At 54.6% G+C, this 22,403-nt stretch carries 24 protein-coding genes; 11 read left to right on the forward strand and 13 right to left on the reverse strand.

From position 1 onward, the window contains the following. Positions 1–81: 81 nt before the first annotated feature. Genes DF283_RS11410 through DF283_RS11420 form a run of 3 tightly spaced genes read right to left on the reverse strand, consistent with a single transcriptional unit; the run spans position 82 to position 1,598 of the window. Entirely contained in the window at positions 82–987 is a 906-nt protein-coding gene (locus DF283_RS11410; protein ID WP_303674999.1) for an acyl-CoA desaturase, read from the reverse strand. 56 nt (positions 988–1,043) lie between these two features. Next, positions 1,044–1,253 carry a hypothetical protein gene (locus DF283_RS11415; RefSeq protein ID WP_303675001.1) on the reverse strand — a complete coding sequence of 70 codons (210 nt, stop codon included), beginning with the start codon at positions 1,251–1,253 and terminating at the stop codon, positions 1,044–1,046. A gap of 24 nt (positions 1,254–1,277) precedes the next feature. Beyond that, the gene (locus tag DF283_RS11420) at positions 1,278–1,598 is read right to left on the reverse strand and encodes a CxxC-x17-CxxC domain-containing protein (RefSeq protein ID WP_303675002.1); all 321 of its coding nucleotides are present in this window, start codon (positions 1,596–1,598) and stop codon (positions 1,278–1,280) included. Between the two features lie 383 nt (positions 1,599–1,981). On the opposite strand from DF283_RS11420, the gene DF283_RS11425 reads away from it, so the two are divergent. After that, complete coding sequence (locus tag DF283_RS11425; protein ID WP_303675003.1) at positions 1,982–2,275, forward strand: DUF2188 domain-containing protein; 294 nt, start codon at positions 1,982–1,984, stop codon at positions 2,273–2,275. A 29-nt stretch (positions 2,276–2,304) separates the two neighbouring features. Here the strand turns inward: DF283_RS11425 and DF283_RS11430 are convergent, their stop codons facing one another. From DF283_RS11430 to DF283_RS11440, 3 genes are all read right to left on the reverse strand, one after another. Beyond that, positions 2,305–3,030 (reverse strand): non-canonical purine NTP pyrophosphatase, encoded by a 726-nt coding sequence (locus tag DF283_RS11430; protein WP_303675004.1) that lies wholly within the window; start codon positions 3,028–3,030, stop codon positions 2,305–2,307. Continuing rightward, a complete protein-coding gene (locus tag DF283_RS11435; RefSeq protein ID WP_303675005.1) occupies positions 3,027–3,893 on the reverse strand; it encodes a hypothetical protein in 867 nt (288 codons plus the stop codon). The genes DF283_RS11430 and DF283_RS11435 overlap by 4 nt, the downstream gene beginning before the upstream one ends. A gap of 111 nt (positions 3,894–4,004) precedes the next feature. Continuing rightward, positions 4,005–4,232, reverse strand: a complete 228-nt coding sequence (locus DF283_RS11440) for a hypothetical protein (protein WP_303675006.1) — start codon at positions 4,230–4,232, stop codon at positions 4,005–4,007. Between the two features lie 375 nt (positions 4,233–4,607). On the opposite strand from DF283_RS11440, the gene hemB reads away from it, so the two are divergent. After that, on the forward strand, positions 4,608–5,591 hold the full coding sequence (gene hemB, locus DF283_RS11445; RefSeq protein ID WP_303675007.1) for a porphobilinogen synthase: 984 nt from the start codon (positions 4,608–4,610) through the stop codon (positions 5,589–5,591). A gap of 22 nt (positions 5,592–5,613) precedes the next feature. On the opposite strand, the gene DF283_RS11450 is transcribed toward hemB, so the two are convergent. The 5 genes from DF283_RS11450 to DF283_RS11470 all read right to left on the reverse strand — a co-directional run bounded on the left by DF283_RS11450 (position 5,614) and on the right by DF283_RS11470 (position 9,049). Continuing rightward, positions 5,614–6,288, reverse strand: a complete 675-nt coding sequence (locus DF283_RS11450) for a response regulator (protein WP_303675008.1) — start codon at positions 6,286–6,288, stop codon at positions 5,614–5,616. A gap of 148 nt (positions 6,289–6,436) precedes the next feature. Beyond that, positions 6,437–6,976 carry a hypothetical protein gene (locus tag DF283_RS11455; RefSeq protein WP_303675009.1) on the reverse strand — a complete coding sequence of 180 codons (540 nt, stop codon included), beginning with the start codon at positions 6,974–6,976 and terminating at the stop codon, positions 6,437–6,439. 123 nt (positions 6,977–7,099) lie between these two features. Beyond that, on the reverse strand, positions 7,100–7,567 hold the full coding sequence (locus DF283_RS11460) for a prepilin-type N-terminal cleavage/methylation domain-containing protein (RefSeq protein ID WP_303675010.1): 468 nt from the start codon (positions 7,565–7,567) through the stop codon (positions 7,100–7,102). 279 nt (positions 7,568–7,846) lie between these two features. Beyond that, a complete protein-coding gene (locus tag DF283_RS11465) occupies positions 7,847–8,419 on the reverse strand; it encodes a hypothetical protein (RefSeq protein ID WP_303675011.1) in 573 nt (190 codons plus the stop codon). A gap of 216 nt (positions 8,420–8,635) precedes the next feature. Beyond that, on the reverse strand, positions 8,636–9,049 hold the full coding sequence (locus DF283_RS11470; RefSeq protein ID WP_303675012.1) for a hypothetical protein: 414 nt from the start codon (positions 9,047–9,049) through the stop codon (positions 8,636–8,638). 264 nt (positions 9,050–9,313) lie between these two features. Between DF283_RS11470 and DF283_RS11475 the strand changes: the two genes are divergently transcribed. The 4 genes from DF283_RS11475 to DF283_RS11490 all read left to right on the forward strand — a co-directional run bounded on the left by DF283_RS11475 (position 9,314) and on the right by DF283_RS11490 (position 15,622). After that, positions 9,314–10,906 carry an aldehyde dehydrogenase family protein gene (locus DF283_RS11475; RefSeq protein WP_303675013.1) on the forward strand — a complete coding sequence of 531 codons (1,593 nt, stop codon included), beginning with the start codon at positions 9,314–9,316 and terminating at the stop codon, positions 10,904–10,906. Positions 10,907–11,784: 878 nt separating this feature from the next. Continuing rightward, positions 11,785–12,606: a Dam family site-specific DNA-(adenine-N6)-methyltransferase gene (locus tag DF283_RS11480; protein ID WP_303675014.1), complete on the forward strand. Its 822-nt coding sequence runs from the start codon at positions 11,785–11,787 to the stop codon at positions 12,604–12,606. A 418-nt stretch (positions 12,607–13,024) separates the two neighbouring features. After that, positions 13,025–14,929: a hypothetical protein gene (locus DF283_RS11485; protein WP_303675015.1), complete on the forward strand. Its 1,905-nt coding sequence runs from the start codon at positions 13,025–13,027 to the stop codon at positions 14,927–14,929. Between the two features lie 138 nt (positions 14,930–15,067). Continuing rightward, positions 15,068–15,622, forward strand: a complete 555-nt coding sequence (locus DF283_RS11490) for a hypothetical protein (RefSeq protein ID WP_303675016.1) — start codon at positions 15,068–15,070, stop codon at positions 15,620–15,622. 4 nt (positions 15,623–15,626) lie between these two features. Here DF283_RS11490 and DF283_RS11495 read toward each other — a convergent pair whose 3' ends face one another. Next, positions 15,627–16,301 (reverse strand): MarC family NAAT transporter, encoded by a 675-nt coding sequence (locus DF283_RS11495; protein WP_303675017.1) that lies wholly within the window; start codon positions 16,299–16,301, stop codon positions 15,627–15,629. Between the two features lie 294 nt (positions 16,302–16,595). On the opposite strand from DF283_RS11495, the gene DF283_RS11500 reads away from it, so the two are divergent. From DF283_RS11500 to DF283_RS11520, 5 genes are all read left to right on the forward strand, one after another. Then, the gene (locus DF283_RS11500) at positions 16,596–17,465 is read left to right on the forward strand and encodes an SRPBCC family protein (RefSeq protein WP_303675018.1); all 870 of its coding nucleotides are present in this window, start codon (positions 16,596–16,598) and stop codon (positions 17,463–17,465) included. A gap of 71 nt (positions 17,466–17,536) precedes the next feature. After that, positions 17,537–17,953, forward strand: coding sequence for a CBS domain-containing protein (locus tag DF283_RS11505; protein WP_303675019.1), 417 nt, complete (start codon positions 17,537–17,539; stop codon positions 17,951–17,953). A gap of 236 nt (positions 17,954–18,189) precedes the next feature. Continuing rightward, positions 18,190–18,807, forward strand: a complete 618-nt coding sequence (locus DF283_RS11510; RefSeq protein ID WP_443083020.1) for a LemA family protein — start codon at positions 18,190–18,192, stop codon at positions 18,805–18,807. A gap of 23 nt (positions 18,808–18,830) precedes the next feature. Beyond that, the gene (locus DF283_RS11515) at positions 18,831–19,694 is read left to right on the forward strand and encodes a TPM domain-containing protein (RefSeq protein WP_303675021.1); all 864 of its coding nucleotides are present in this window, start codon (positions 18,831–18,833) and stop codon (positions 19,692–19,694) included. Between the two features lie 105 nt (positions 19,695–19,799). After that, entirely contained in the window at positions 19,800–20,507 is a 708-nt protein-coding gene (locus tag DF283_RS11520) for a hypothetical protein (protein WP_303675022.1), read from the forward strand. A gap of 72 nt (positions 20,508–20,579) precedes the next feature. Here the strand turns inward: DF283_RS11520 and DF283_RS11525 are convergent, their stop codons facing one another. Next, positions 20,580–22,313: an electron-transfer flavoprotein:ubiquinone oxidoreductase gene (locus tag DF283_RS11525; protein ID WP_303675023.1), complete on the reverse strand. Its 1,734-nt coding sequence runs from the start codon at positions 22,311–22,313 to the stop codon at positions 20,580–20,582. Between the last annotated feature and the right edge of the window lie 90 nt (positions 22,314–22,403).

Below are 22,403 nucleotides of genomic sequence, written 5' to 3' on the forward strand. Positions count from 1 at the left end.
TTTAATCTTTTTGGGTTTTAAGCTCAGTGGTAAGAACCATTGGTAAAAAGGTGGTTGGAAAATGGTAAGAACGGGTTGAGCCTATCGCTCTACCACTTGGGCCTGCAGACCCGGTAACGGCTTCACCACCGCGGGGCTTTGCCCGGAAACCACCGGATGGATTTTCCAGGCCAGACCGGTTACTTGCATCAGTTTGATGATGCCGTAGGTCAGGTCGAACTCCCACCAGCGGTGTCCGCTTTTGGCCGCACTGGGATTGGCGTGGTGATTGTTGTGCCAGCCTTCTCCGAAAGAAAGCAGGGCCACCCACCAGATGTTTCGGCTGTCATCCCGTGTTTCATAATTCCGGTACCCCATCACATGGGTCACCGAATTAACAAACCAGGTGATGTGCCAGACCCAGGCAATCCGGAAAAAACCGCCCCAGATGATCATTGAAGTGGCCATCTTGAAGCCGCCCATCCAGAAACCCACCCCGTACAAAAGGGCCAGGAATCCCAGGTTGATAGGCAGGAAGAACCGGGCCAGGAATTGAGCCCAGGGATCATTGACGAGATCCGGGATAAACCGGGCCTGAACGGCAGGATCCTGAGAGCGCTCATCGTCGTAAAGCAGCCAAAGCACATGGGCCCAGGCAAAACTGACGCGCGGGCTGTGCGGGTCCATCTCCTGATCCGATTCCATGTGGTGCAAGCGGTGTGTGGCCACCCACCAGGAGGGATCACCCTCCAGAGAGAGCGTTCCACAGAGCATTAAAAAATACTTCACCAGCTTGTGGGTCTTAAAACTGCGGTGACTCAGCAAGCGATGGTAGCACAGGGTAATCCCCAGGCAGCCCGTCGCGAACATCATCACCACAAAAACGCCAAAGCCTTGCCAGGTAAACGTAAAAGGAGCAGCCAAAGCCAATGTGTGAACCAAAACCAGCGCAATCAGCATGGGCATGCGAATCGGCTGATTTTCAACACGCTTGGGTAACAAGGTCATTCAAAAAAATCCTTAAGCTTGTTGTTATGCAATTTGTTTGAACTTGTCCCGACGAATTAAGCTTCAGGAGCAGCAGGTCTGGCAATGGCTTGCGGCTGGGAAGCGGGCTGCGCAAAAGACTGCGGCGCCACACCTGCGGCAGCAGCGGGAGCGGCAGGACGAGGGCCAGCGAAGCGACGGCGCTTGTCAGTGCTTTTTTTGCGGTATTTACGCGCATTTTCCAGATTGCGAAGCGCTTTTTCTTTTTTCTGATTATTTTTTGCCATTAGCGGATTACCTTATGGTTTGCATTAGTAAGCGTAGTTGTTGGTGCGGCTGGCCTGGAAGCAGTCCCGGCAATAAACGGGCTTGCTGCCATTGGGCTGGAAAGGCACCTGGGTTTGCACGCCGCAACCGGCGCACACTGCGTCAAACATTTCACGAGGGGCGCCGTATCCGCCGCCGCCGTAACCACCACGGCTACCACCACCGCCACGGGCCTGCTTGGCTGCGTCCCGGCAGGGTTTGCACTTGCCAGGCTCGGAAAAGCCCTTGGACTGGTAAAATTCTTGCTCTTCCTGAGTAAATACAAAGGAAGTGCCACAAGCTTTACAAGAAATATCTTTATCCATACGAAAATGCCTCTTCAAGGTTAGGGAAATAACAAAATGCGAGCTGACAATTCGAATTATCCGGGTTCTGAAAAAACCTTGGCGGACCTCGGATAAAGGCGAATACAGACAGCCTAAATCGTTATTTCGAACCTGAGCTCATTTTTATTATGCTCCCTACCCTTGGAATGTTCAACCCTTTTCGGATTTTAGCAAGTGCTGCCAGCGGAGTTTTCGCAGCGAATCGAGACTCCGGCGAGGAGGCTCAAGCGCTTGCCCTGAGGGCGGCTGCACCTCTGATTAGCGTCAACAACAGACCAAAATATAGCAATGTGACCAATTTTAAACGCCCTGCGCACTGGCTATCCTGTGAGCAGGCCTTCAGTAACCACAGGAGTTGAGCCGTGCGTGTAAAAGGCAAAAACCTGCATATTTTTCCCAACGACACCGGATGGTGCGTGGTCAGTGAGGCCAATCGCAACATCACCCAGCATTTTAAAACCGAGGAAGAAGCGCTGGCCTATGGGCGTCAGTGTGCCATCCGGGACGAAAGTGAAGTCCTGCGCCATACCGCCCACTGCGGCGAGCTTGATACGCTTTCCAGCGTGTGTCTGCCCCAGCGGGAATATTTTCCCGGGCAGGGTTGGAGCAACCGGGACGTCGAGCCGGAGCGGCCTAATCAGGCGACAAAGACTTGAAGCATCCTGAAAATAAGACGAAACTGCCTTCAGGGTAACCCGATACCCGTCTCACGGGCCAAGGCGGATAAAATAGCCTGAAATGCCTTTCCCCGGTGGCTGATTTGGTTCTTTTCATCGGAAGAAAGCTCGGCCACTGTGTTGGCGCTGAGTTCACCCGCTTCGTTGCGCAACAGCATAACAGGATCGTAGCCAAACCCATTAATCCCGCGCGGTTCCCCATCGATTACGCCCAGCTCAATACTTTCCAGGGCCTCTATAGTCAACTGTCTGGCGGGATTCCATAAAACCATTCCGCAGCAATACCGGGCAGAACGATTGGGATTCTGTCCCAGAAGCGCCAGAATCCCGTAGCACAGGTCGGTGTTGGAGACCCCGCTGTCCGTCATCCGATCCAGCGGCATCCTGTTGGGGTAAGCCTGCGCCAGCAAGGTGTCTCGGAGTGCAGGGGTCAGCCAGCGATTGGATTTCAAACCCGGGAACGGGCTCAGGCCATACAGCCCGTCCAGGGCATCCACCACCAGACCCGAGTCCTCGGCCAAAACCCAACCACCGGGCACTACCGGCGGGGTGGCCTGCGCTTTAATCAGGGCATTTTCCAAGAATGTGCCGCCCGTTTCCTCAATGTCCCCCACGGATTCGTTTAATACCAGTTGAATGGGGCTTTGCCGCTGCTGAAGCCAGCGCTCCAGCTCCAGACGCTTGCCCTCGTTTCGGGTGGCCAGGGTAATAATCAGGTCGTTAGCCTCTCTCATTGCTCTGGACCCTCCGCCTTTTGGCACAGCCAACCATACCGGGGGTAACGATACGCCATAAAAGAGGCAGGCAAAACACCTAGCGGGACAACGGTGATGGGCCACTCCCCACGCACTTGCTGCCACAGTCGCTCCTGAGCCTCCGCCTCCCACGTCCCCTGATTGACCACCAACAGCAGGCCGCCGGGCTGCAGGAGCCCCAGTAAGTGATTCAACAGTTCCAAGGGTTGAAAGTACTCCAGAGGCAAGCCCCAGGCCAAATGGGGATCCGGGGAAACAAAGGGCATAAACTGACTGATGATATGGGCCTTTCGACGCCAGTCCATGGCGTTTACCTCATGATACTGGGCATTGGCCAGCCCCCGGGTATAGTTTTCCGCCGCCTGCGCTCGTGTGGTCAGGTTGGCGTAACGACGGTGCGGGTCCAGCTCCAGACCGTCCAGACGGTAGGCCGTGTCGAAATGCGTTCGAATAAAAGCATCCAGGGCATCCACGTAAGCCCAGTTTTTGGCGCCCACATCCAGCCAGTTCAGGCAGGAAAAGGCACTCAGCTGCTCAAAAGCCTGTGGACGACTTTGCAGAAAGGCATCCAGCCACTCTAGATAAGTCAGATTTTCCAGTTGCCGGGATTCACTGCTTTTGGCTGGCAGGCGGGTTAAATCGTAGTGCTGGAGCAACTGATGGGCCTTCAGGGCCACAGCAGGGTCGCTTTGCAGAATCTGCGGTTGTTCGGCGATAAGGGCCTCCTGAAACACGGGGGGCTGCCAGCGCCAGAAATTTCGCAAGGCGAAGGCCAGGCCATTTAGCTTTGAGCGCAGGGCTCGCCGGTAGCCGCTACTATCCTGATTGTCTTGAATGCTCATGGAGACTCTATCGCAACGCACACAGGCGCCATCCTAACATCCCCATTATAGCGCGACACGCCACTGCTCGCCCATGTAAGGCACTGATTGGGCGAAAATGAGCCGGAGTCCCTAGTTGGGCGCCACGGTCGTTCTGAAGGCCATCAGCTCCTGATGGGCCTTCTGCCTGGCGACATCCAGCGCCTGCTGCCCCTGTAGCTCCACCCCGACGTTGCTTTCCACAATAGTGACCAGACACATGAGCATAAAAGCAACCAGAATGGCCGCTTCCATAAACGGAATTCGAAGCCCTAGTAATTCAGCCAAATAATTCGTTCCGTGGGCTCTCAAAGACTTCATGTGATGTGCCAAGCCTTTCTTTTTGTCTGGAGTTTAGTGCTTGCGGGAGACATAACCTGTGCGGAAAATCGCAGTTTGAGCAACGAATAGTACACCTTTAGAAAATCAGAAAGAATTCAGATATTTTTAGAAACCTTGATTAGAAGCAATGATGATAAAAAATGATTAAACACTCACGAGATGCCCAAAAGGGCAACTAAAATTTGGAATGGAACTTGAAAATCGGATCAGTTTGTGAAGTCTTCCATTTTCATTATAGAGCGTGTTTGAACAGAGTGATAGTGGCATTGGAAAAATCTTCTGTTAAGATTTTGGAGTCAATGCTTTACTTTTCAATTTAGTCCTTCCCGTTTAACTATGGAACCCCCCACCCGAATGAATTTTCCGATAACCCGAAAGAGAAGGCTGCGCAAAACTGAGCGTTTGCGGGAAGCCATGGCCGAAACCCACTTGCGGCCCGCGGATTTGATTTACCCACTGTTTATTAATGATGAGCAGCACAGTCGTGTTGCGGTGCTTTCCATGCCGGGCATTTACCAGAATTCTGTGAACAACGCGGTCATCGAAGCGGGAAAAGCGCTGGAAGCGGGCATTCGCGCTGTTCTGGTATTCGGAATCCCTTCTGAAAAAGATCAGGAGGGCTCCAGTGCCTGGTTTGAGCAAGGCGTGGTTCAGCGGGCTATCCGGGAGCTGAAACGCCAATTCGGCAAAGACCTGATGGTCATTGCGGACACCTGCCTGTGCGAATACACCAGCCACGGCCACTGCGGCGTGTTGCTGGAAGGCCGGGTTTTAAACGATCCCAGCCTGGAGCTGCTGGCCCGCACCGCCGTTTCTCAGGCGGAAGCCGGGGCGGACATGATTGCCCCCTCCGATATGATGGATGGCCGGGTGGCTTACATCCGGGACGCTCTGGATGATGCAGGCTACGATGATACGCCCATTATGGCCTATTCCGCCAAGTACGCCAGCGCCCTGTACGGCCCGTTCCGGGACGCCGCGGAATCCACACCCGCCTCGGGCGACCGTAAAGGCTATCAAATGGACCCCCGGAACGCCCGGGAGGCGCTGGAAGAGGTTTCTCTGGACATTCAGGAAGGCGCCGACATTGTTATGGTCAAGCCCGCCTTGCCCTATCTGGATATCATTAGCCAGGTGCGCAAAATGACCAATCTGCCGGTGGCCGCTTACAACGTCTCCGGGGAGTACAGCATGGTGAAGGCGGCTGCCGCCAATGGCTGGCTGGATGAAAAAGCCACCGTACTGGAGCTGTTAACGGGCATCAAGCGAGCCGGAGCCGATTTGATCATTTCTTATCACGCCCTGGATGCGGCAGCTTGGCTAAAGTCCGCCCCATAAGCAGATACCTGCTTGGCAGGAGCTAGACGTAGCCCTGACGCATGGCCAGAACTGCGGCCTGGGTGCGATCATCCACACATAGTTTTTGCAGAATACTGTGGACATGGGCCTTGGCTGTGGCCTTGGTGATGGTCAGCCTTTCCGCGATTTCCGGGTTCGACAGGCCGTCCACAATCAGCCGAAGCACTTCCATCTCCCGAGCGGTCAACGGGCAATCCTGCAAGGCCAGATCATCGGGTGCCTTCCCACTGGGCAAAGCCTCCTGAAGCGGTGTGGCCCCCTGAAATCGACCCAATACCATGCGGGCCACCGCCGGATCCAGCCAGGCGGTTCCTTCCTTGACGGCTTCAATGGCCGAGGTCAGGGCCTCAACAGAAATTCCCTTCATGCAATAGGCATCCGCTCCCGCGGAGAGGGCGGCGAAAACGTCCCGCTCGTTGTCCTTGGAGGTCAGCATAATGATGCGCACACCGGGATGAGCCGCCTTGATTTTCTGAGTGGCTTCCACGCCATCCATTTCCGGAAGGCCGATGTCCATCAGAATCACTTCCGGCTGGGTCTGCTCGGCCTGATGAACGGCTTCCAGTCCATTGGACGCTTCGCCCACCACCGTGATTCCCTCGTTTTTGGTCAATAGCATTTTAAGCCCCACCAGCGTCATGGGGTGATCTTCCACGATTAAAACCCGTGTTTTCATCAACACCTGTCTCTTCTATCTCTACCGATTGCTCAATTGGATGCCGTCATTCTATTCTATACCATATTTCGAGCAACCAGCGCCGCGACACGAATCTATCCAACGGTTCGGACGTTGCCCTTTGAGACCGCAGGCCGCCTTTTCAGGTTTATTGAAAGGTTCGATTGATGGAAACGTCAAACGTCAGGTCCCGAACCGTATAGTTGGGCGCTCCAAACTGTTGATCAAACACCGTGTTTCCAAACCCGGTATGTTCTATCCGCAGGCCGGACACTCCCAACATGGTCCGTCCTGCATTGACCCAGCGAAAGCAGTTGACCGAGACGTTACTCGCGTTCACACAATTGACCCTCAGGGAACGATCGGCGGCGATGTCGTTATAGATTTTGACAGTTCCGCCCACTTCGCGACTGAAACGGCCATTGGCCCACTGGTAAGTGACATTGTCTGGTAAAGCAGGATTGGTGGGGCGTGGAACTTCAAGATCCAAAGTGCTACCGTTTGTTAACGTTACTTTCTTGGCCGTTTGCAAGTCCCGGCGCAAGTCGTCCACAATGGACATGGAGATGATCTGCATTTTCTGATTCACCCGCTCAGCCAGCTGGGCCTCAATGCCCACGCGCATCAAGCTGGCCACCCCCACGGATAGAACGGCGATGATCATCATGGACATGGCCAGTTCAACCATAGTAACCCCGTATGTAACCCCATGCGTAACGCCATGGAGGCCACCGGGGGGGGGGCCATGGAACGCCGCTTGTCGAAACCTTCGGGTTACCTCAATCATACAGATTCCGCCTCGGTTACAAGGTCACTTTTTAACCAGGGATTTGGATTGGGAGTCTTTTTGATAACTGGTAAAGTTGTTGGCCGTCTCCAGTTCCACCACGCCATTGTTATTGACCGTAAACACAGCCCCTCGTCGGGAGGAGGGTATGGTCAGGCTGAAACTTCGTCCGCTGCCGGACAACCGGACCGCAGACCCGTTCGTCCCGGTTCCTATATTCCCCAGGGCGTGCTGAGTCGCTATCAGCACAGCCCTGTAATCCTGATCATTAAAATCGCTGGGCCGAATATCCATGCGGGTAGCCCCCTGGGTCACAATGGACTGCAGGGTGGCCTGAACACTCATGACCATTTCAGCATCCCGGTGTTCATCCATCCCCTGAAAAGCCGTCATGCCCATGGCGGCTAAAATGGCAATCAGGGCAATCACAACGGCCACTTCAATCAGGCTAAAGCCAGCATTTTTTTGATACCGGAACAGTCGGGCCTTCATATCAATCGGTTTGATCCTCATTCACTCAACACGTGAAAACTTGAACTGGTGGTGCATGAAACTTGTCGGCCCAAAAGCGTGGATCTTTAGGGCAGGTCGGCAATTCTGTAACAAACTGTAAAACCATTATACCGGAGATTCCGGTATAAACAGCCGACCTGTCCCTGCCGACACGGTTTTTGGACACTGTGGACAAGGCCCAGCACAAGGAGCGGAAGGAGCGGAAAAAGGAATGTCTGGGTTCCACGCCTGCCCAGGGGCGACAGGACCCCTCCTCTGCTAGGGGTTTTCTATCTCGATTTTGGCCATATTGGGCTTGAGGGCGTTCTGATAGTCCAGGGTCAGGCGATTCACCATGCGGCGGGCAAATTTTTTGCCGTCTGGCTGAAAGGTAAAGCGCATCAGGGGGCAGCGCCGATACACCTCGGAATGCTCCCACAGCACAGGGCCGTCGGTACCCTGGGAGACCTGTGCCCGAACCCGGTAACAGCCCGAATCGGCACATTCAAATTTCAAAATGGCATCGGCAGGGGACTGGTATGGGAGATTGGATTGCTCTTGTAAAGCCGCTCTGGCGTACTCCGCAATTTCGGGTGGGACGCTTTCCCGGCGGGCGGAGAAGCCCGCAGTCTCCCAGCCCAGCACATCCAGAGACTGCACCCCTCCCAGTTGCGGCCAGAAGGTTTGGGGCCTTTGCGGATTGCTCAGTTGTGTCCTGGGTTGTGTCTCAGGTTGCGGGGAGGCCTGTGGCTTGGCCCAGCCGGACAGGGGCGAGGTTACCGATAACAGCATGGCCCCCAGCACAATCAGCCCTTTGGAAGCACCAATGACGCCCAATGCGTTTGTTTTCACAGCAATCGTCCTCACAGATTTTGTACAGTTTTAATGACGTGAACGGGGAGTTGAAACGAAAAGCCTTGTCCTTTTAAGGTGGGGGGACTTCAGCCCCCCCCTGAACCGATCGGTCTGGGGATTTATACCCCGCTGCCATGGCTGGCTAAACACCGCAATGGAGGACAGTCAGTTTTTTGCATGAGCCGTTTGCAAGAGCCGGATACTACAGCCCGGCTAGCCCAAAATACCGCCCACCGAGGAGACCGTATCCGAAATGCCACTGTCGGCACCTGAGCCGGTGCTTTTGCTATTTTTCTGAATGGAGGCCATGGTTTGCTGCATGGCCTGCATCTGATTCAACAGCATCATCATCAGCCGCTGGTTATAAGCCTGAAAACTGTTGTTGTACTTCAGCAAATCCGCCTGATATTTGGTCTGGGCCGCAGTATCCGTCATATCCGTCGGGGGGGTGGGCAGCACGGGCAGGTTGAGTCCGCCCAGCACGTTGCCAAAACTACCCGTGGCGTTCCTGGCTTGCAAGTCCGCCACCGGGTCCGACTTCAACCCCAGCTGCTGAGGCGTGACCGCCATGCCGGACTGCTTGAGCAACTGCAATTGAAAAACCTTGAAAGCCGTACCAAAATTCATCGGGAACCCTCCAGTGTCATAAAGCGACCCATGGCCTCACTAACAGGCTATTCGACCCAAAGAGCAAAAACTTCAATCCAGTTTTGTTATCTGCTTTTACTGTCTCTTTTACTTTTCATTTTCACGCGCCACTTTCACGAGCTACCTGTTTTTGAGTAGTGTAAGCCATTTTTCCCCGGATTCAACCTGCGGCGGGGTCGCTTCGTTCATCCCCTCTCAAACTGGCTATAATGGAGGGGTTTGCTTCAGCATGAGAAATCGCCCATGACCGTCGATGCTCCGCACCCGTTTGTCAAACTGAACCCCGCCACGGGGGAACCGCTTCAGACGTATACTTGCCCCTCCGAGGCGGTCATTGCCCGCACCGTCCTTCAGGCCAGAGAATCGCAAGCGGGCTGGGGAGAGACGTCCCTGAAGCAACGGGCCGCGGTGCTGAAAGCCATTCGGGGAATAATTTATCAGCAGGCCCGGCATCTGGCCCAAACCATCAGCCAGGAAACCGGTAAACCCATAGCGGACGCCCTGGAGGCGGATATCGCCACCGCCTTAAACGTGCTGAGCTACTATGCCGAAATCGGCCCGCATGGGCTGAAGCAACGGCTCATCCAGCCCGATTGGATGTCTCTGGTGACCGGACGGTTGCACCGGGAAACCTGGTCCCCGCGCGGGGTCATCGCCATTATTTCGCCCTGGAATTTTCCGGTGGCCATTGCCTGTAGCGGCATGGCGGCAGCCCTTATGGCCGGTAACAGTGTTGTTTTAAAACCCAGTGAACTGACCCCCGCCTGTGGGCAGCACCTCATCGAGTTAGTGCAGGCGGGCCTGACCGCAGCCGGAGCCTCCCCCCAGACTGTCCAGGTGCTGGTGGGGGACGGGGCCACCGGAGCCTCTCTGCTGGCGCAGCCCATTGACGGGGTCATCTTCACCGGCAGTGATCGCACCGGTCAACGTATCGCGGAAACCGCCGCCCGACAGCGCTTATGGCTTAGTCTGGAACTGGGCGGCAGCGACCCCATGATTGTTCTGGACGGCTGCGACCTGGAGCAGGTGGCCAGCTACGCCCTTTGGGGCCGATTTATCAACGCCGGGCAAACCTGCGCCGCCGTCAAACGACTCTTCGTTCCAGCTCAACAAGAGGCCGCCTTGCTGGACTTGCTCAAAGCAAAAATCCGGCAACTGAAAATAGGCTCCCCGGAAGAAAAAGACTGCCATCTGGGGCCCTTGATCAGCGACGCCCAACGGCGACTGATTGCCGAGCAGGTGCAAGACGCCCTGCAACAGGGAGCGGAATTGATCATCGGTGGGCAGGCTGTGGACAGGCCGGGTTTTTTCTATGAGCCGACCTTGCTCAGCAAAGTTCCGCCGCAGGCCCGTGTGTTAACCGAGGAAACCTTTGGGCCGGTCTTGCCCGTTATCCCCTATGAAACCATTGAGCAGGCTATTGCCTTGGCCAATGACACCCCCTTTGGACTGACGGCCAGCGTGTTTGGCCCTACCCCTGAAGCGCACGAGGTTGCCCGACGCTTACACTGCGGCACCGTGGTGATTAACGAGGTGGGCCCCACCAATTTTGCCCTGGCCTGCGCCCCCTGGGGCGGATGGAAACGCAGTGGCTCCGGCTTTAGTCACGGGGCGGCCAGTTTAACGGATCTCAGTCAGCGAAAAATTATCAGCGAGAACTGGCTTTTCAAGTTTCCCTTTACCCGAAAACCCCTGTGGCACTTCAACCAGCCAGATCAGCCTTCGGGGCAACGGTCGCAAACCGTATTGGCGTTGGCCGCCCGGCACCCCGACTTGTGGTGGAACCCTCAGCGCTGGTGGCCCTTTTGGCAAAACCGGCCCAGCCAAAAACTGTAGCCCACCCTGCCGGAGCCGTTCGGCCTTACTGGCCCTATCCGCCGCAAAGCAAAATTAAAGACCGCTTTGATTAGAGAGCGCTTGGCTTTGATTAGCGGCCGCTGGGCGAAGTCAGCGCCTAAAAAGGTTACCCAACGACTTAAAAAAAAGGTTTCCTTTCGGAGCTAAAGGCTTAAAAAAAAGGTTTCCTTGCGGAAACCTATGTTCATCACCTTTTTTGTAGTTTGTTGATTGGAAATTTAAAAATGGATGCCCGAAATAGCAGGCATTAAATGCGAACTGCCTGAATCTTGTAAACGTATACCCCTTCAAGGCCACTTGTTGATATGTTGCCAACAAGCACCGAATTATCAATCAATAAACGGACTGCAAACCTGCCAGCAATCTGACTGGTTTGAATCTAACCACTTACTTCTAATAAACCCGACTTGTTGATACTTGAAAGTATAAATATTTTCCTCGCTAAGAGCGGAATGTAAAGCCCTTTTGTAAAAAAAACTGTTCCGCTTGTGGAAGGGCATCCAATCGCTGGCCGGATGCAGGGTGACGGCGGGCACTGCCCAGCGGTTCCCGCCCCTTCCCAATTTAGCATCCCCAGGCAGGAGCCACCTTTCCGATTAAATACCGCGCACCAGACCTTACCTGCCCAAGAGTGAGGAACCCCACCCCCGCATCCCCGTTTGAGCAAGAAACTCGATCTCAAGCAGGTACCTGCAAGCGTTTTCAGGGATTGCGGATCCAGAAGTCGATTAGAGTCCAGCCTTTCAGCACAGGCACCTTCAGGTAGTGGATCTTGAAAAAACTTTGTCCAAGGGGCTTCCCGAAATTGTAAAAGAATATTATGATGAGTAAAGAAACGTAAAGTCCTTGGAGAAATTATGAAGCCGTTTTTGAAGTGGGCAGGCAACAAGTATGCCATCATCGACCGTATTAAGGCTGTGCTGCCCAGTGGCAACCGGTTGATCGAGCCTTTTGCCGGTTCCGCCGCCGTTTTCCTGAACACCGACTTTGAAAACACCATCCTGAACGACATTAACGCGGACTTGATGACCTTATACCGCTACCTGCAACAAGATGGTCAACGCTTTATTGGCTATTGCCAGACTTTTTTTGTGAAAGAAATGAATGACGCGGACACTTACTATCAGTTTCGTAAAATTTTCAACCAGACCGGGGATGAGCGCCTGCGAGCCGCTCTGTTTTTGTATTTAAACCGCCACGGCTACAATGGGCTGTGCCGCTACAATAACAAGGGCGAATTCAACGTCCCCTTTGGCCGCTACAGCAAGCCTTATTTCCCCGCCGTGGAAATGACCCAGTTCCACCAGAAAATTCAGAACGCCACCCTGACCAACCGAAATTTTGTGGAGATCATGGAAATGGCCCGCCCCGGCGACGTGATTTACTGCGATCCGCCCTATGTACCCCTGACGGAAACGGCCAATTTTACCGGATACAGCAGCGGTGGTTTTGGCCTGAAAGAACAGGAAACCCTGGCCGAAGTGGCCAAGAACCTCTCCAAAAAAGGGGTTCACGTGGTTATTTCCAATCACGACACCACCTTTACCCAAACCGCTTACGAGTCGGCCAAGATCATTTCCTTTCAGGTGCGGCGCTTTATCAGCTGCAAAGGAGACGCTCGGGGACAGGCCAACGAAATGCTGGCCCTGTTCGGGGACGAAGAGTTCCTGGTCGGTTAAGGGTTTTATAAAGTCACTCCTTAGAAAAAAGCGCCTGTTTTCCACAAAAAAACGGGCGCTTGCCTCTTATTTAAGCAACGCCCGTTTCAAATATGTCAGAAATCCACACGAATTGACCAGTTTATGTTCTTGAACCACCCGCAAGTTACGAGTATGGGTTTGATTTTACGCAGGTTCAGGACTTTCGCATACATTCAAATGCCGTAAATTTGGGGCCCCTGCTCCCCTGAATAGTGGATCGGTCACTTTTCATCAACCGGGTTGCCTGCTTGATCTATACTTCTTTAGACCTGTCCATATTGAGACATTTTACCTACGCGAAGACTGGCATCAAAAAAACCTGGCCTGTTTTCATGCCAATAACGCACGGGTTGACTCCTTGTTTTGGGCACAGGCGACACATAAGGGATCATCAGTCATGGGCCAACCGTTTCCCCAGCTTCCAAACGGACAATTTTTGCAGGGCCTCCCTCAGGCAAACCACCTGAATCCAGCACAGGCCGCGGCCATGGCTCAGGCCATGCAGGGTATCGATCCGCGCATGCTGGCCATGGCTCAACAGCAAATGGCCGACCCCAACGGAGGAGACATTTTAGGGAGTATCCTGCCCGGTCCCAAGGAAGCAGCCCTGGGCGCCGCTGCGGGCGTGGCCACGGCATTGGGCTTGTCGGCCCTCATCGGGGAGAAGCTGAATGGCCCCCTTCCAGAGGCCGCCAAGTGGATTGATGAATTGGCTGGCGTTCGACAGGTCAGCCAATGGCTGGAGCGTCATCAGAACAGCCTGACCCAACGATTTCCCTTTTTAAGCGAAGGCTTTTTAAGCAATACCTTGTGTCTGGATGAACAGGGTAAACCCGTGCATGACTATGCGCATGCGGTTGCCCGAATGGAAGAAAAGCACATTGGCAAGGTGCTGGAGAAGTTTCCCAACCGTTTGAGCGAACCACAACAAAAAGCCTACGAAGCCTTATTGAGCAAACACCAGACTGCCATCGGGGCCAAGTACGCCACCCTCACCGAAGAATACTTTAAAGAGCAACTGCAAAAACTGGAATCGGAGTTCAGCGGAGACGCACTCAAAACCTACAAAGCCAAGCTCAACACGGAACGGGTGGCCGCCTTGAAGTGGGCGGATAAAACCCCCGCTTTTACCAGCAAGCAAGCGGACTGGTTGGCCGCCCATACGCAACAGGGGCGCTTTCAGAACGTCATGAACGCCACCCAGGCCAAGCTGGAGGTCTTGGAAGAACTGGGCGGCAAGGCCACCAAAGAACAAAAACAGCTTTTCCAGAGTTTACGGGGCCTGAAAGAACGTATCAGCGGACTCAATAACCTCTACAAGCCTTCTTACGAGGCGCAGGCCAAGCTGGCCGCCAATTTGGCCCGGGACGGCGTCGGGCCCATCGGTCGCACCATTGCCCTGGGGGGGCAGTATTTACAACGGATTTTCAACGGGGAAACCCTGAGCATGGGTGCCAAGAAGGGCTTCATGAACTGGAGCTTGCTCGGTCCGGTGGCCGCCGGGGCCATGATCTTCGGGATGGCTTTCAAAAAAGCCAACCACGCCAAAGAGGGCGAAAAAACCAAAACCTTTTTCCATGACTTTTTTGGTTCCGGCGTGGCCAACTTTATTGGCTGGGAACTGGGTAAAAAATGGCTGAACAGTACCGGTCTGTTCCACAAGGTACTGGGACGCTTTGCCACCAAACGCCCCTTTGACGCCACGAGCATGGGACGTTGGATACCCTTCTTCGGGGAAAACTGTGGCAAGTGGGTACAAAAAGCATGCGGCGGTCAAACTATGGCGGCCCAAGGTCTGGGCACTGTATTTGGCAAAGGACTGGGCGGATTTTTCTCTCGCCTGACCCTGGGCGGACTGGCCACGGAACTGACGGCCATGTTTGTTTTTGGTTCCGGCATGCAATGGGTGGGAGAAAAAGTGGCCCATGTCATTTTTGGTAAACCCAGCAAGGAAAGCATTGAGGGGCCTTCCGCCAGAAACACCATGCCGCAGGGACCGCAAGCCCTGATGGCCGCTAATTTAATGTCCGGCGCCATGCCTGGCACGCCAATGGCTCCCGGTAGGCCCCTGCTTGCGGGGAATCCGGCGGCGGGGGGCGCTATGCCCGGCTTGGCTCAGCCTTCGACACAACAAGCCCAACAGCGGACCTTGCCAAAATTCTCCATCAGCCCGGAGCAAATCAGCCAGAACGGGCAGGCACAGGAAGCTCAGGGTCTGCAAAGCCAGATTTTAAAATCGAGCCAGTTGCAACAAAGCAAAAATCACGGTCGGCCCAACTATTTTGATCCCAACAGTTTTTAGCCCCGGTTAACAGATTTTGAACGCGCGTCGTCTCGCACCATCAGGCCTAATTTGGATCACCTCGCCAGGCACTGTCGAAATTGAGAGCGATGGGTTAAAATAAGACCGAGTTTGTTGGATTGAGAGTATTAGACGGGCATGCTGGAACCGCTGCATCAGGCTGGTCAGTGGGCTTGGCAACAAGCGGCCTCTAGAGTCAACACAGTCGGCAGTATTCCCGGACTGGGGCAGGCTGCTGTTCCACTGAATTGGCCGCAGGAGCTTTGGCCTGAATTCCCCGGTGAGCAAACCCACAGTAAGGGCTTGAAACCCACGTCCCCACAAATGGCGTTTGGGCAACGCGTCTGGAACCGGGGCCGACAAAAACTTCAGCAGCTAGCGGAACAGGTCGCCCAAAAGATTAGAGGCCACCAGCCGCCTGTAAAACTCCACCCGTCACCTGTAAAACCCCACCCGTCACCTGTAAAATCCCACCCGCCGTCCCGGACAGCCGCCAGCGGCTTTCGACCCCGCCAGCAAATTCTGAGAGATTTTCCCTACAACGAAGTGGGCAAACTGCCTCGCTTTACCCTCACCCCCGATGATATCAGGGTGAATCCCGCCGCGGAAAGACTCCACCAACTGGAAGCCACACAGGTTTTGAACGCGCCTTGGGACAGTGAGCATTTGTTCAACCCGTTTCTGGAACATTAATCGCTTAATGGCCGTGCAGGGCCTTGGCCAGCAAGGGAGCAATCCCGTTTACCATAAACTGCACCCCCACGCACAGCAGAATAAAGCCCATAATGCGGGTAAATGCTTTCACAATGGTGGGGCCCATGCGGTTCATGATGGTCTGAGAAACCCGCATGGTCAGGTAACTGCTGAAGCAGACGGCCATAATGGCCAGCAAAATAACCAGATACTTGGCCACTGACCCCCCGGTGTTGGTGGTCATCCCGATGATGACGGCAATGGCCCCCGGCCCACTGAGAATGGGCATGGCCAAGGGGGAAAAGGCGATGTCATCGTGGGCTACCGCTTTCTTGTGGGCCTCTTGTTCGTCGATAACATCCAGGCTGTCTTTTTTGTTCAGCATCCCGTAGGCGGACGACAGAATCATCAGGCCTCCGGCGATGCGCAAGGCGTCAATGGAGATCTGGAAAAAATTGAGTATGAGACTGCCGGTGATAAAGAAAATACCCAGAATGACGAAGGAAAAAATAGAGGCCCGACGGGCCACCTGATTGCGCTGGGCGGCAGTCTGTCCATCGGTCAGGGTCACAAACAAGGGGGCCGCCATCAGGGGGTCCACAATGGAAAACAGGGAGACAAACGTCCCGATAAAAAACATCAGCAGTTCTTGCAAATGTAAGGATGACAGTATCGACATTCTCTCACGCTATAACAAACCCAAGGCAACAACAAGGCCAACGGCGTAGCCCGGCTGACTGTGGACAGGTGGGGAATTGTTCATCATTCGGCAGGCTGATAGGCTTACCAGAGAGGGATTATAAAGTTTCGCTTTAACAGTATGTTCAAACACCCCGGATGCGTTCATCCGGTAATCCGCTCATCCGGAGTCGCCCCGCTTTTTTCGCCGTGATATGCAAGATTCACTGTTACCCCCAATGCTCGCCTTTTAAAAACCCTTACCCCTTGCCAGACAATAAGGGAGAGCCGCACCATGGAACGCCTGCACGAATCGTTGACCATCAACGCACCGGCCAGCCTGTGCTACCAAAAATGGATTCACTTTGAGGAATTTCCCCATTTTATGACCCATGTGGACGCCGTATGGCCCATGGCCCCGCAGCAATGGCACTGGGTTTTTAAGGGGACACTGGGCATTGAAGTGGGCGGGGATATGGAAGTGACCCTGAACGAAGGCCGCCGATCCCTCTCATGGCGCAGTCTGCCCGGCGGAAAAACCAGGGCGGAGGGGACGGTTCGCTTTACCGAGGCAGGGCCGCAGGAAACCCAAATGGAGTGCGACTTCCACTACGAATTGCCCACAGGCCCGCTGGGCGAAGCCCTTGCCCATTTTCTACTCAATCCGCAGAAAGTCCTGCAAGAGGAACTCCAAAATTTCAGGCATTTGGTGGAAGGAACCAACGTACCCACCGCCAAGGCGCAGGTGGGCAAAACGCTTCAGCCAGATTCGTTTGTGGTGCCTGAAGCCACCAGCGCCGCAGCTGGATTTTCAGAAAGTTTCAGGGAAGAAGGGGAAGCGCCTGGCTACGCGGGCCCTTATGGGCTGGATAGTGACAGTGATGATGCCCTTTTAGTCGAGAACCGTGAGGAATACCCGGAAGTGGTGCTTGATCTTCAGAATATCCAGAACGAGGAAAATCCCTACCTGGCCGATGAAGGGGCCTTGCACAGCGAAGATCTGAGAGACACACAGGCCTTTGTGGCTGGTGAGGAGGACGTGGATGTCTTCACGGAAAGCTACGATGCCTCCTCTGAGGATCTGGAAAATTACACCGAAGATCTGGATGAAGAACTGGACCCCACCCCCAACGCCCTGCCGGACAGCCTGAGAGAAAGCCCATAGTTTTTACCATCCCTGTTTCCAATCACAACTTCACCTGTGACTGACGATTCCAGAGTAAGGAGGAACAACGCATGTGCCTGGCCAAAGACGTGATGACCGCCAACCCTTCCACCTGCCGAGCAGAACACACCATTTACGACGCCGTGAGGATCATGAACCGGGAGGACTGCGGGGTGGTGCCCATTGTGGATGAACTGGATCACTGTATCGGGATCATTACCGACCGGGATATCTGCCTGAGAACGGTGCTGGAACATCTGGACCCGGAAGATACACCCGTCAGCGAGTTGATGAGTACCGATGTGATGACCTGCATGGAAACCGACGACATTGAAACCGTGCTGGACATTATGGAACGCGAACAGATTCGTCGCATTCCCGTTCTGAACGATGAGAACGCCCTGATCGGCATCATCAGTGAGGGGGATTTGGCCAAAAGTGAAGTGAAAGCCAAGGTCAGTGAACTGGTAGAGGCCGTTGTCACCTAAGCGAGTCCCGAAATCTGTAAACCGTCTGACTGTCGGTGGAATAAGCCTCTCCAACGGGAGGAGGGGGCATTTTCCACTGGCAGTTAGCCGCTGTCCGCCTGTATCCATTCCGGGCCGAGAGCGGTACAATAGACCCTGTAAACCCTGTGAAAAGTACCTGCGTTCCGTCAGGTTTTCTATGCTTTTCCGGGCAGTTTGATTGAAAGAGGTCCCCGCCAATGATGTCTCACAAGCTGATGTCTCGTAAACAAGGCTCCCCTAAACAGGCGCTTCCTGGCGTCGGCTCCGGCACAGCCATTTTATTGGGCCTGTTGGGCGTGATCGTGGTGATCGGGCTGTGGTTTATGGGGACTTACAACGGACTGATTAACAAAGACGCCGAAGTGGAACGTCAGGCCTCCAATGTGGAATCGCAGTTAAAGCGCCGGGCGGACTTGATCCCCAATCTGGTGGCCACCGTCAAAGGCTACGCCAAACACGAAAAAGGCGTCTACGAGAACATTGCCGCAGCGCGCAGCCGCCTGTTGGCCGCGGATGTGAACAGCAACCCCAGAGAGGCCGCCGCTGCCAATAGCGCATTCAACTCGTCTTTGGGGCGCTTGCTGGCCATTGCCGAGAATTATCCGCAACTGAAAGCCGATCAAAACTTCATTCGGCTGCAAGATGAGTTAACCGGCACCGAGAACCGTATTAACGTTGCTCGCCTGTCCTTTAACGACGCGGTGAAAGACTACAACATCGCCGTGCGGGCCTTCCCCGGCAATGTGGTGGCTGGTATTTCCGGCTTTTCCAGAAAGGACTCCTTTGAAGCCACCGAGGCTGAGAAAGCCCTGCCCAAGGTTGATTTTGAGTAAAGCGGCCACAGGAAACAAAGACCTTGAAACATCGCCTGCCGCACCTATCCCGGAAACACGCGTCCCGTGCCCTGCGCTTGCTGATGCTGCTGGCCCTCGTCGGTTGTCTTCTACTCAAGGGGTTGCCGAGCGACGCACGCGCCCAGGTGCAGAATTCGCCGCAGCAGGCGCAGCCTGAGGATCAACGCCCCACTCCCATCAATCAGGTGCCGCCCAAGCCCACCGGGCTGAATATCTACATCAACGATTACGCCCATTTGCTCAAGCCCGCCGATCGCAGTACCTTGCAAGAGCAGCTGCAAACCCTGGATGAAGCCGGAATCGCCCAGATCTCGGTGGTCATTCTGCCGGATACGGATTTGGAGCTTTCCGAATTGGCCCCGCGCATTCTGAATCAATGGGATATCCAGCACTACAAGAAAAAAGACGGTCTGTTGGTGCTGGTGAATGCCTATCGGGTCACTCAAAGTTTATCAGGGAACCGGATTTTTATTGCCACCGGCTATAATCTGGAAGAGAAGCTACCGGATGCGGTCATTGGCCGCATTCTGGATGAAGTGGCCTTGCCAGCCTTCAATGAAGGCAACTTTTCCGGCGGTATCACTCAGGCCACCCTGGCCGTGGCCAAAATCCTGGCCGGAGATCAAAAACTGACTGAGCATTACAGCCAACCCGCCCCCGATGAAGACGGCTTATGGTTCGTGATCATTCTTGTCATCTTCATTTTGCTGATGTTTTTCAACCGAAAAAACAGAGGTGGCGGCGGATTTTATGGTGGTGGGTATGGGGGCGGCTTTGGCGGTGGCTGGGGAGATGGCGGCGGTGGTTTTGGGGGCGGTTTCGGCGGGGGCGGAGACGCTGGCGGCGGCGGCGGCGCTGGCCGCTAACCCGTTATTTCAAGTCAGCATTCGTGGGGGCTTTGTAAAGCAATAAAGCTCAAATATTTGTTTTTATTTTCTTAATGCCCCCTTGAGCTTTGGATGTTGCCATTTATGTCCCAACCGACGCCGCGCAAAAAGAACTTTCTGGTGCCCCGGATTGCCTCCCAAATTCTGAGTACCCTGTATGGGTCCTCCACCTACCACCGCGAAAGAGAAACAACCGCGTTCAGCCTGAGCCTGCAGCCGGACGTTGCCCTACGTGGCATTTACAGTCACGATAGCCTGAACAGCCCATTAAACCCGTCTCAGGCATCCACCGCCGGGGTGTCCGCCGGGTGTGGCTGGTTTGCGCCCACGCACACATTGGGCGCCTTCATGGACCAGATCCAGCAGGGCATTATCCCGGATTTGATTGAACTGGTGTGCAGTTTCCCGGTGGATGTGGACCCTGTGGACGCTCAGCAGCAGTTACGACAATACTGCTACGTCCTCAGTCAGGCTGGCCCGCTGGGTCGGTTGAGAGGTCAGGAGCTTCGGCTGGCTCTGGGGTTCCGCAGCCGAAAAGCCCAATACAAGTACCTTCAGGTTGTGGAGCAAACCGCGCACCCCACGCAGCAGCAGCATATCCAGTACCAGAAAAACGCGCTGCTCATCCTGATGGATGAACTGGAAAATGCCCTGATTGACCAACTCAGCGAAGACCCCTGTCTGGGCAAGGAGATATTCCTGAACAAAGAGCAGAAAGCCTACCCCTGCTGGATACAAAAGCTTCTAAGGGGATTCAGGGGCGTCCTGAAGAGGATGGTCGGGCCCACTTGAAAACATTTCAAAAAAGCCAGACCGTTTCCCGTCTGGCTTTTTGAGCTTTTTGAAATGGAGAGAAAAACAGCGCTACAGCCCCATAAAGTCCGGGCCGGAGCCTTCTTCCGTGGGGCGCACCTTCAGGTTCACCTCCGGGCAAACAATCTCACAGGTGCGGCACTGCACGCAATTCTCCAGCGACATGCCGTGGTGCCTCAGGCCACCCCGGTCATCGATCCGATGCACTTCCGCCGTACAATCGGACACGCAGGGCGTTTCCTTACCCAAAGTATCGTAGGTGGAAATACACTTCACGCACACATCGGCGTTGAACTCGTCGATGTGCCGATTCTCTTCGTGGTACTTGGTTCCGGCGTAAAAAACGGCATCCGCCCGAGAGTAGACGGTGTCCTTATCAAAACCGTTGACCTCAATTGCACGGCTGGTCTTGAAGTTGGGCACAATGTGCTTGTAATCTTCAATATAACGCACCGGCCCGATATCGGCCTTGCCGTCCATCAGCTTTTTCAGGCGCAAAGCGTCACTCACCGCAGTGACCGGGTTGTGGGTCAACCCGACCGAAATCAGCCCCCAGTGAGCGCTCCCCGCATCCACCCCTTCCATGACCTTGGGCAGATAGTTATTGAGCAAGCGGGGGTTTTCCTGCCAGGCCTGCCGGAAGTAACGACCCTCATACAGGTTTTGACCCACAAAGGAGTTCATAACCCGCTCTTTGTAGCTGGATAGTTTCTGCTCGCTGAAGTCGCTCTTCTGGATGGCCTCATGCAAGACTTCCGCGGCTTGCCAACCACATTCCATGGCCTTGTCCACCCCGGAAAGCTGGCTGATATCCAGCACGCCCAGTGCGTCGCCCAGCAGCAAGGCCCCATCCACGGAGAATTTTTTGGGGAGGCTGTAATAGCCCCCTTCCGGCAACAGGGCAGCGCCGTACTTCAGCATTTTACCGCCCTGAATCAGGGATTGCACCCAAGGGTGCTTTTTCAAATCCTGAAGGCGCTGCTGCGGGTTGATGTTGGGGTTAGGAGAATCCAGCGAAATGACCATCCCAATGGTCAACTTGCGGTCCTTCATACCGTAAATAAAGCCGCCCCCAAAGCTGCCATCTACCAGAGGGAAGCCCATGGTGTGCCAGACCTTGCCCGTATAGTCAGAGCCTTCCGGCAGTTCCCACACTTCCTTCACGCCCACGGACCAAATCTGGGGATTGTCCCGCAGTTTGAAGCGTTCAATCAGGTTGCGGGAAACAAAGCCCTTGTCGCCAAAGCAGGTGACCTTCCCGTAAATATTGTCTTCCTCGGCATTGCCGGTGGCCTTTTCCACCACCTGCACGCCCACCACTGTATCCCCGTCATACACCACCTCGTGGGCGGAAAAGCCGGGGAAAAAGTCCACCGTCACACTGGGAGCCTCGGCCAGTTTCTCTTTCAGCTTGTTGGCCATCCAGTACACCACGTGGCTGAGGGTTAAAACCAGATAGCCCTCTTTCTTCAAGCCCGCAGGCAACAGGGCCGCCGGGACATCCCACTTGCTCTTGTTGGCCAGCACCGAAAAATAACTCTGGTTGCAAACGGCCTCGTAGGGGAAACCGTTGTCCTTGTAATCGGGAAATAGCTTTTCAATCACGTGCGGCTTGGATACTGCCCCACTGAGGATGTGGGCGCCAAACTCCTTGCCCTTTTCCAGAATGGCCATGGAAAAAGACACGCCGCTTTGCTTGGCCAGATCCACCAGATGATGGGCCAAAGCCAGGTTGGAAGGACTCCCCCCAATCAGTAAAATATCGTACTCGATTCGTTCAGCCACAGAGGCCTTGCCTCCCATTACTCATTAAAACAAGTCCATTGATTCAGTTGATTCAGTTGATTCAGTGCAGCTCTGCTTCCAGGCAGCTTC

Origin of the sequence: Vampirovibrio chlorellavorus (assembly GCF_003149375.1) — a bacterium.
Classification (GTDB): Bacteria; Cyanobacteriota; Vampirovibrionia; order Vampirovibrionales; family Vampirovibrionaceae; genus Vampirovibrio; species Vampirovibrio chlorellavorus_B.

Excerpts from the sequence above, each read along its gene's own strand:
- DF283_RS11485 (WP_303675015.1), top strand. The coding sequence starts at position 13,025 with ATGGGCCAACCGTTTCCCCAGCTTCCAAACGGACAATTTTTGCAGGGC.
- DF283_RS11490 (WP_303675016.1), top strand. The coding sequence starts at position 15,068 with ATGCTGGAACCGCTGCATCAGGCTGGTCAGTGGGCTTGGCAACAAGCG.
- DF283_RS11500 (WP_303675018.1), top strand. The coding sequence starts at position 16,596 with ATGGAACGCCTGCACGAATCGTTGACCATCAACGCACCGGCCAGCCTG.
- DF283_RS11460 (WP_303675010.1), bottom strand. The coding sequence starts at position 7,567 with ATGAAGGCCCGACTGTTCCGGTATCAAAAAAATGCTGGCTTTAGCCTG.
- DF283_RS11480 (WP_303675014.1), top strand. The coding sequence starts at position 11,785 with ATGAAGCCGTTTTTGAAGTGGGCAGGCAACAAGTATGCCATCATCGAC.
- DF283_RS11420 (WP_303675002.1), bottom strand. The coding sequence starts at position 1,598 with ATGGATAAAGATATTTCTTGTAAAGCTTGTGGCACTTCCTTTGTATTT.
- DF283_RS11475 (WP_303675013.1), top strand. The coding sequence starts at position 9,314 with ATGACCGTCGATGCTCCGCACCCGTTTGTCAAACTGAACCCCGCCACG.
- DF283_RS11510 (WP_443083020.1), top strand. The coding sequence starts at position 18,190 with ATGTCTCGTAAACAAGGCTCCCCTAAACAGGCGCTTCCTGGCGTCGGC.
- hemB (WP_303675007.1), top strand. The coding sequence starts at position 4,608 with ATGAATTTTCCGATAACCCGAAAGAGAAGGCTGCGCAAAACTGAGCGT.
- DF283_RS11415 (WP_303675001.1), bottom strand. The coding sequence starts at position 1,253 with ATGGCAAAAAATAATCAGAAAAAAGAAAAAGCGCTTCGCAATCTGGAA.
- DF283_RS11455 (WP_303675009.1), bottom strand. The coding sequence starts at position 6,976 with ATGGTTGAACTGGCCATGTCCATGATGATCATCGCCGTTCTATCCGTG.
- DF283_RS11495 (WP_303675017.1), bottom strand. The coding sequence starts at position 16,301 with ATGTCGATACTGTCATCCTTACATTTGCAAGAACTGCTGATGTTTTTT.
- DF283_RS11450 (WP_303675008.1), bottom strand. The coding sequence starts at position 6,288 with ATGAAAACACGGGTTTTAATCGTGGAAGATCACCCCATGACGCTGGTG.
- DF283_RS11435 (WP_303675005.1), bottom strand. The coding sequence starts at position 3,893 with ATGAGCATTCAAGACAATCAGGATAGTAGCGGCTACCGGCGAGCCCTG.
- DF283_RS11440 (WP_303675006.1), bottom strand. The coding sequence starts at position 4,232 with ATGAAGTCTTTGAGAGCCCACGGAACGAATTATTTGGCTGAATTACTA.
- DF283_RS11520 (WP_303675022.1), top strand. The coding sequence starts at position 19,800 with ATGTCCCAACCGACGCCGCGCAAAAAGAACTTTCTGGTGCCCCGGATT.
- DF283_RS11430 (WP_303675004.1), bottom strand. The coding sequence starts at position 3,030 with ATGAGAGAGGCTAACGACCTGATTATTACCCTGGCCACCCGAAACGAG.
- DF283_RS11470 (WP_303675012.1), bottom strand. The coding sequence starts at position 9,049 with ATGAATTTTGGTACGGCTTTCAAGGTTTTTCAATTGCAGTTGCTCAAG.
- DF283_RS11505 (WP_303675019.1), top strand. The coding sequence starts at position 17,537 with ATGTGCCTGGCCAAAGACGTGATGACCGCCAACCCTTCCACCTGCCGA.
- DF283_RS11410 (WP_303674999.1), bottom strand. The coding sequence starts at position 987 with ATGACCTTGTTACCCAAGCGTGTTGAAAATCAGCCGATTCGCATGCCC.